Consider the following 6,746-nt stretch of genomic DNA (forward strand, 5'->3'; position numbering starts at 1 on the left):
GGGGTCGAAATCGTCCGGCAGGCGCGCCGGCGCGGCCGGCGGCGGCGGCGCGAACGCGGCCGATGCGCGGCTGGGCGCCGCCGCTGGCGGGATCACCGCAGGCGAGGGCGCATGTGGGGGTGGGGGCGGCAGTGGCGCGGACGAGCGGAACGACGGCATCGTGCCGGTCGGGCTCGGGTCGCGCGCGCCGCCCATCAGGTCGGCGAACGGGTCGTTGGCGCCGCCGCCGGTGCTGCCGCCCAGCAGATCGCCGAACGGGTTGGCCGAATCGATCGCGGCCGGCGCGGCCATCGGCGGCGACGGCTGCGCCGGGGGCGGCATCACCGGCGCGCTGCGCGGCATCGGGGCCGGGGGCTGCAGCTGCATGCGCGGATTGGTCTTGGACTCGACCGACGAGGCCTTGATGACGGTGCGCGAATCGATCGGCGCGCGCTCCTCGGCGCGCGGGGCCGCCTCGGGCTGGGCCAGCGTCGCGCGCATCACGTAGCCGCCGATCACCAGCTCGTCGGCATGGCCGAGCGTCGTGCCTTCGCCGGCGTTGATCGGCCGGCCATTGATCACGATGGCATTGGCGCTGCCGACGTTGCGGATCGAGAACGAGCCGTTGCTGAACCAGACCTCGGCCTGCAGGCGCGAGATGTGGCGCTCCGGATCGGGCAGGGCGAGCGTGTTCGTGTCGGAACGGCCGATCGTGCCACCGCGTTCATCGAAGTGGCCCGTGATCGACTGAGACAGGGTCTCGTTCTTCAGGGTATGGGCGCGTATCACCAGGATCATGAGGGCTCCGACAGCGAGGCAGGCGCGTCCCGCAACCGGAACCCACGCGCCTGAGGACGCTTTATCCGCCGGCCCATCGCGCTTTGCAATCAACGAAAGTCATGCCGATGACATGGGAAATCGTTGCCAGGTGACTTTCGTTCATTGAGACTTTGGGGCGCGGCAGGCACTGTCGCGTGCCATGCCAGAAGACGACTACCCCGAGCGCCCGTTCGAAGACGACGAGACCACGCGCGTCATCACCCACACCAGCAGCGCCCAGGCGAGCGCGCAGTACGCTGCCGCCCATGCCCGCACCAGCCCGCTGAACGCCGCGGCGGCCAACGCAGCCGCCGACACGCTGCCCGCCGCCACCCCCGCTGCCCCAGGCAGCGAGGCGTCGCGTCGCGCTGCACCCCCGGCGGCCGCCAGCCCGGCCGCGCCGCGCCAGGTCGGGCGCTACCAGATCACCGAGCGGATCGGCCGCGGCGGGATGGCCAGCGTCTACCGTGCCCATGACCCGGGCATCGACCGCACCATCGCGATCAAGTTCCTGCACGCCGCCTACTGCGAGGAAGAGGAGTACCGCGCCCGCTTCCTGAAAGAGGCGCGCGCCGCCGGCATGCTGTCGCACCACAACATCGTCACCGTGCACGATGTGGGCGAGATCGAAGGCCGGCCCTACATGGCGATGGAGCTGATCGAGGGCGAACCGCTGAACGAGATGATGGCGCGCTCGGGCCCGATGCCGCTGCGCGAGACGCTGGTGATCGGCCTGCAGCTGGCCAAGGCGCTCGACTATGCGCATGGCAAGGGCATCGTCCACCGCGACATCAAGCCGTCCAACATCATGGTGCTGAAGGGCACCAACACCGTGAAGGTGACCGACTTCGGCATCGCCCACGTGGCCTCCGGGGCCTCGTCGACGCACCAGACCCGCGTCGGCGACGTGCTCGGCACGCCGCAGTACATGTCGCCCGAACAGACCAAGGGCTCCAAGGTCGACGGGCGCTCCGACCTGTTCTCGGTCGGCATCATCCTGTACCAGATGCTCAGCGGCCAGCCGCCGTTCCAGGGCGACAGCATCGTCGCGCTGGCGATGAAGATCGCGACCGAGGAACCCACGCCGATCGAGAAGCTGCGCCCCGACCTGCCGCTGCAGGTGCGGCGCATCGTCGAGCGCTGCCTGGTCAAGCAGCCCGAGCGCCGCTTCCAGACCGGCCAGGAACTGGCCACCGAGATCGGCTTGGCGATGCGCGCCCTCGAGGACGAGGCGCGCGAGAAGGAAAAGACCCGCATCCTGCCGCTGCGCGTGAAGTGGGCGCTCATGATGGGCGCGATCGTGTTCGCGGTGATGGCGGTCACCGGTGCGGTGGTCAACCGCCAGCAGAGCGCGGCGATGATCGGCCAGGTCACCGACTACGGCGCCTCGCTGACGCGTTTCATCGCGGCGCAGAACGCGGTGTCGGCGCTGGCCGACGAATGGGTGGCGGTCGAGGTGGCGGTGCAGGAGGTCATGAAGACGCGCGACTTCACCAGCGTCACCGTGGTCGACCGGGCCGGTGTCGTGCGCGCGTCCAGCGATGCGGCGAGCGTGGGCCAGCCGTACAAGGCGCGCGCCGGCGAGCTGCTCGGCTCGCGCAGCGGCGGCGTCAGCGTGACGCGCGTGCTCGACGACAACGACAACGTGCTGATGTTCGAGGCGCCGATGACCTTCCAGGGCAAGGCGGTGGGCCGGGTCGCGCTGGGCGTGCCCGAGAAGCCGCTGGCGCAGGTGGCGCGGCTGAGCCTGACGCTGATGATCGTGCTGGTGATCGTGACGGTGCTGGCGGTGGCGGTGGCGATGTACTTCGTCGCCAACTGGTTCGCGCGGCCGATCAAGCTGGTCGGCGATTCGATGCGCGAGATCGCGCAGGGCCGCTTCGAGCACCGCATCCGCGAGGAGCGCAGCGACGAGTTCGGGCAGCTCTACAAGGGTTTCGACGCGATGGCGCAGGCGCTGCAGGAGCGCTACGTGCCGGCGCAGGACACCGCGGCCGAGACGCAGCGCGTGGCCGCGAGCTTTGCCAGCACGATGGCGCCGTTGCGGCGCCCGCCGGCCGAGCCGCCCCAGAAGACGTCTTGAGGGAGCAGGCGATGCAAGTATCACGGCGCCTCGGGCGTGCCGTCGTGGCCGGATGGCTGTGCGTGCTGGGCCTCGCGGCCTGCCAGACCCCGCCGCGCGGCGGCGACGCGCCGGTGGCGGCGGCGCCGGTGCGTGCCGCCTCGGGCGACGGCGTGCTGGCGCGCAACGATCGGCTGCTGCTGTACGTGCCGCAGGGCGACGACAGCTATGCGTCGATCGCGCAGCGTTTCCTCGGCAGCACCGCGCGCGACTGGGAAGTGGCAGAAGCCAATCCCGGTGCGGCGCAGCCGCGCAGCGGCCAGCCGGTGATCGTGCCGCTGAAGCCGCTGAACCCGCTGGGCGTGCGCGCCGGGCAGTACCAGACGATCCCCATCCTGTGCTACCACCGCGTCGGCCAGGGCAGCGGCAAGATGACGGTGTCGACGGCGGGCTTCGAGCAGCAGCTCGAATGGCTGGCGGCCAACCGCTACCAGGTGATCCGGCTGAAGGACCTGATCGGTTTCCTCGACGGCCGGCAGCCGCTGCCGCAGCGTTCGGTGGTGCTGACCTTCGACGACGGCTACGCGTCGTACTACCGCTATGCCTACCCGCTGCTGAAGAAGCACAACTTCCCGGCCACGGTGTTCCTGTACACCGATTTCGTCGGCGCCGGCGATGCGCTCACCTGGAGCCAGATGCAGGAGATGACGGCCTCCGGCCTGATCGACATCCAGTCGCACTCGAAGACCCATGCCAACCTGATCGAGCGGAGCGCCGGTGAAACCGATGCCGCGTACAAGCAGCGCATGGACGTGGAGGCGCGGGTGCCGCGCGAGGTGATCGAGAAGCGGCTGTCGAACGAGGTGTTGAGCTATGCCTATCCGTTCGGCGACGTCAACGAGGTGGTGCTGGATGCGCTGGCGCACAACCGCTACCGGCTGGCCGGCACGGTGACGCCGGGCGGCAACCCGGCCTGGGCGCAGCCGCTGATGCTGCGCCGGACCATGATCTACGGCAGCCACGACCTGGAGGCCTTCAAGGCCCGGTTGCAGACGCTGCGCAGCTTCACGCCGGCATCATGAGGATCGCATCGGGGGTTCGACTCGCATCGCTGGCTTCGCTGGCGTTGTTGCTGGCCGCCTGTGCCGGCGTGCCGAGCGGCGGGTCGCCGTCGGGTGGCTCGGTGGGGGGCGGCGTGGCGCGTGCCGACGGGGTGGCCGAGTTCGAGGCGCGCCAGCGCGACCTGGCGGTCTCGCTGGAGCGCCAGGGCCGCTGGGGCGAGGCCGTGCAGGCCTGGGACGTGCTGGCGCTGCTGCGCCCGGCCGAGTACCGCGAGCGCCTGGGCGAGGCACGGCGCCAGGCCGACCTGCTGGCCACCGAGCGCCTGCAGCGCGCGCGTGCCGAGATGAAGAAGGGCGACCTGGAGGCTGCCGAGCAGTCGTACCTGGGCGTGCTGGTGTTGCAGCCGGAGCAGGCCGAGGCGGCCGACGGGTTGCGCAGCATCGAGCGCGTGCGCAACAAGCGCGACTACCTGGGCCAGCCGTCGCGGCTGACGCTCACGCGCAAGCAGGGTTCGCGCGTGGCCCCGAGCGAGCAGTCGCTCGAGCTGGAGCATGCGGCGATGCTGGCCGGGCAGGGCGAGTACGACGAGGCGATCGGGATGCTGCAGCGCCGGCTGGACACCGGGCCGCGCGATGCGGCGACGCGCCGCGCGCTGGTCGCCACCTTGCTGAAGAAGGCGCAGGCACTGCAGGCGAGCGACCCGAAGGCCGCCCGCGAGGCGCTGCAGATGTGCCTGAAGATCGAGCCGAAGAATGCGGCTGCGGCGGCTCTGCTGAAGAAGCTTCCAGCCTGAACAGCACGCGCGAAGGCGCGTGCGAGTTCCCGGATTGGCATCCGGGCTACACGCTGCCCGACGCCGCCGAAGCCCGTAGCCCGGATGCCAATCCGGGAACGCGCGACACCGCTGCGACGACGGGCGAGCCGTCTTAAAGTGCGTTGACCTTTTCCTTCAGGCGCAACGCCTTCTGGCGTTCGAGCTTCGCCGTCTCGTTCGCCGGTTCCAGCTCCAGCACCTTGTCCCAGGACTTGATCGCCCCGTCCAGGTCCTGCCGCGCCAGCGCCGAGCGGGCATTGCGCGAATGCGTTTCGACCAGCCGCTTGCTGGTCGCGTCCACCTTCGGCCCCGCGGCCGCAAAGCCCAGGCTCGCGGCCTGCTTGTAGTCGGCGAGTGCACGCTCCAGGTTGCCGGCCTTGGCTGACGCCTCGGCGCTGCGGAAGGCCTTCTCGCCGGGCGACGGTTCCGCCGGTGCGGCCGGCACCGCGGCCACCACCGGCGGCGCTGCGGCCGGTTCCGGCTCGGCGGGCTTGGCGGGGCTGGTCGCGGGGCGCGTCGCCCGCACCGGTTCCGGCGGCGGCGCCTTGCCCGGGATGCGGATCGTCGTGCCTTCGCCCACCTGGCGCGGGACCCTGATGTTGTTGTAGCGGGCCAGGATGTGGAAGGCGTAGATGTCGCCCAGGAAACGCCCGGCGATGCGCGACAGCGTGTCGCCCGAGCGCACCACGTACGGGAACGACTCGCGGCCCAGCGTGGCTTGCGGGTCCTCGGTCATCTGCTTCTGCAGGTTCAGCGCCAGCTTGTTGGACGGGTCCAGGCTCAGCGCACGCTGCAGCTCGGCCCGCGCCTGGTCCTCGTTGCCGCCTTCCAGCAGTTCGACCACGCCCTGCGCCACCTTCTGCGCCTGCTGTTGCTGCGCGGGCGTCGGCGGGGGCGGGGGTTCGGGCGCGGGGGCCGGCGTCGTGGCCGGGGCGGTTTCCGGGACGGGTGCCGGCTCGGCCGGCTTGGTGGCGCAGGCCGACAGGGCCAGCGCCGCGAGCAGCGCGGCACCGCACAGGAGGCGGGACGGCGCCATGCGATCAGGGCTTGCGATCATGGGTTCCATCTTCAATCGAAGTGAGCCGCGCCCGACATCGGCAGCCCGCATGGGTCTGTGCGGCGCCGATGGGGCGAACCGGGCGATTGTGCCCCGTCCGCGCACCGCTTCAATGCACCGACAGCGCCTGCCACCACAGCCAGGTCGCGACCGCGGAAAAGATCGCACCGACCAGCAGCCAGGTCTTGGCCTGCGGGATCACGCGGCCGGCCGTGATCCAGCGTGCCAGGCCGAGCACCAGGAAGGCGGGGCCGAGGATGGCGAGGATCAGCTTGGCGTCGATGGGGGGCATCAGGCGGCCCTCGCGGCCAGCAGCCGCTCCTGGCGCCCGGCGGGCGCGGCCGTGTTGAACAGGGGCGTTCCGGGGTTCAGCAGGCACAGGTGGTCGGCCGCCGCGGTGCGTTGGCGCTGGAACCCCGTGCGCAGCACCGACAGGCAATGTGCCGTCGACGGCGGCTCGCCGGCGAAGTAGCGCGTGCCGGGCTCGAAGCGCACACCGTTCGCCGCCCACCAGGTGGCCAGCTTCTGCGCGTCGGGCCAAGGCAGGCTTTCGTCCTCGTCGAGCGCGACGGCATCCTCGTCGGCCTGCGTCGCGGCCGGGGGCTTGCGGTCGAGGTCGAGCAAGGCCAGGTCGAGCCCGGTGATCGCACTGAACGATTCGCCGGCCAGCCGGGCCAGCTTGTCGTCGGCCATCTGCTTCAGCAGCCACGGCACGTAGTGCGGGTCGCCCGCCACGCCGATCGCGCGGATCAGCGTGCGCACCGGCCGGCCGTCCTGCGCCAGCAGCTTCAGCAGCGCATTCGCCTGCGCGACCGGCAGGATCTTCAGCAGCAAGGCCAGGGCCGGCGCCTGCGTGGGTGCGTCCTGCAGCGCCAGCGCGCCCAGCGCGGCGGGGGCAGCCTGCCGGTCGCCGAGCAGGCAGGCTGCGCGGGCCGCCGGCAGCAGCGCCGCAC

Annotated in this window: 6 protein-coding genes and 1 pseudogene; 3 read left to right on the plus strand and 4 right to left on the minus strand. The window is 71.3% G+C overall.

The window, feature by feature from the left end; translation table 11 throughout:
* On the minus strand, positions 1–777 hold a 777-nt coding region (locus AC1DYN_RS31100; protein ID WP_477966424.1), incomplete at its 3' end, for an FHA domain-containing protein.
* Positions 778–958: 181 nt separating this feature from the next.
* Between AC1DYN_RS31100 and AC1DYN_RS31105 the strand changes: the two genes are divergently transcribed.
* The 3 genes from AC1DYN_RS31105 to AC1DYN_RS31115 are packed head-to-tail and all read left to right on the plus strand — an operon-like array spanning position 959 to position 4,715.
* A complete protein-coding gene (locus tag AC1DYN_RS31105) occupies positions 959–2,881 on the plus strand; it encodes a protein kinase domain-containing protein (RefSeq protein ID WP_477966426.1) in 1,923 nt (640 codons plus the stop codon).
* Between the two features lie 11 nt (positions 2,882–2,892).
* The gene (locus tag AC1DYN_RS31110) at positions 2,893–3,942 is read left to right on the plus strand and encodes a polysaccharide deacetylase family protein (protein ID WP_477966428.1); all 1,050 of its coding nucleotides are present in this window, start codon (positions 2,893–2,895) and stop codon (positions 3,940–3,942) included.
* Positions 3,939–4,715: a hypothetical protein gene (locus AC1DYN_RS31115; protein ID WP_477966430.1), complete on the plus strand. Its 777-nt coding sequence runs from the start codon at positions 3,939–3,941 to the stop codon at positions 4,713–4,715. Before AC1DYN_RS31110 ends, AC1DYN_RS31115 begins: the two co-directional genes overlap by 4 nt.
* A gap of 133 nt (positions 4,716–4,848) precedes the next feature.
* Here the strand turns inward: AC1DYN_RS31115 and AC1DYN_RS31120 are convergent, their stop codons facing one another.
* The 3 genes and pseudogenes from AC1DYN_RS31120 to AC1DYN_RS31130 all read right to left on the minus strand — a co-directional run.
* Positions 4,849–5,772 carry a LysM peptidoglycan-binding domain-containing protein gene (locus AC1DYN_RS31120; RefSeq protein WP_477966432.1) on the minus strand — a complete coding sequence of 308 codons (924 nt, stop codon included), beginning with the start codon at positions 5,770–5,772 and terminating at the stop codon, positions 4,849–4,851.
* Between the two features lie 130 nt (positions 5,773–5,902).
* On the minus strand, positions 5,903–6,085 hold the full coding sequence (locus AC1DYN_RS31125) for a hypothetical protein (RefSeq protein WP_477966434.1): 183 nt from the start codon (positions 6,083–6,085) through the stop codon (positions 5,903–5,905).
* Positions 6,085–6,746 (minus strand): annotated as a pseudogene (locus AC1DYN_RS31130) (TIGR02270 family protein); the annotation flags it as partial. The gene AC1DYN_RS31125 and the pseudogene AC1DYN_RS31130, both read right to left, overlap by 1 nt.

Source organism: Rhizobacter sp. P2_D12 (assembly GCF_056404395.1).

Bases quoted from the DNA above. Each gene is read 5' to 3' on its own strand.
- AC1DYN_RS31120 (WP_477966432.1), bottom strand. From the start codon at position 5,772: ATGGCGCCGTCCCGCCTCCTGTGCGGTGCCGCGCTGCTCGCGGCGCTG.
- AC1DYN_RS31105 (WP_477966426.1), top strand. From the start codon at position 959: ATGCCAGAAGACGACTACCCCGAGCGCCCGTTCGAAGACGACGAGACC.
- AC1DYN_RS31115 (WP_477966430.1), top strand. From the start codon at position 3,939: ATGAGGATCGCATCGGGGGTTCGACTCGCATCGCTGGCTTCGCTGGCG.
- AC1DYN_RS31110 (WP_477966428.1), top strand. From the start codon at position 2,893: ATGCAAGTATCACGGCGCCTCGGGCGTGCCGTCGTGGCCGGATGGCTG.
- AC1DYN_RS31125 (WP_477966434.1), bottom strand. From the start codon at position 6,085: ATGCCCCCCATCGACGCCAAGCTGATCCTCGCCATCCTCGGCCCCGCC.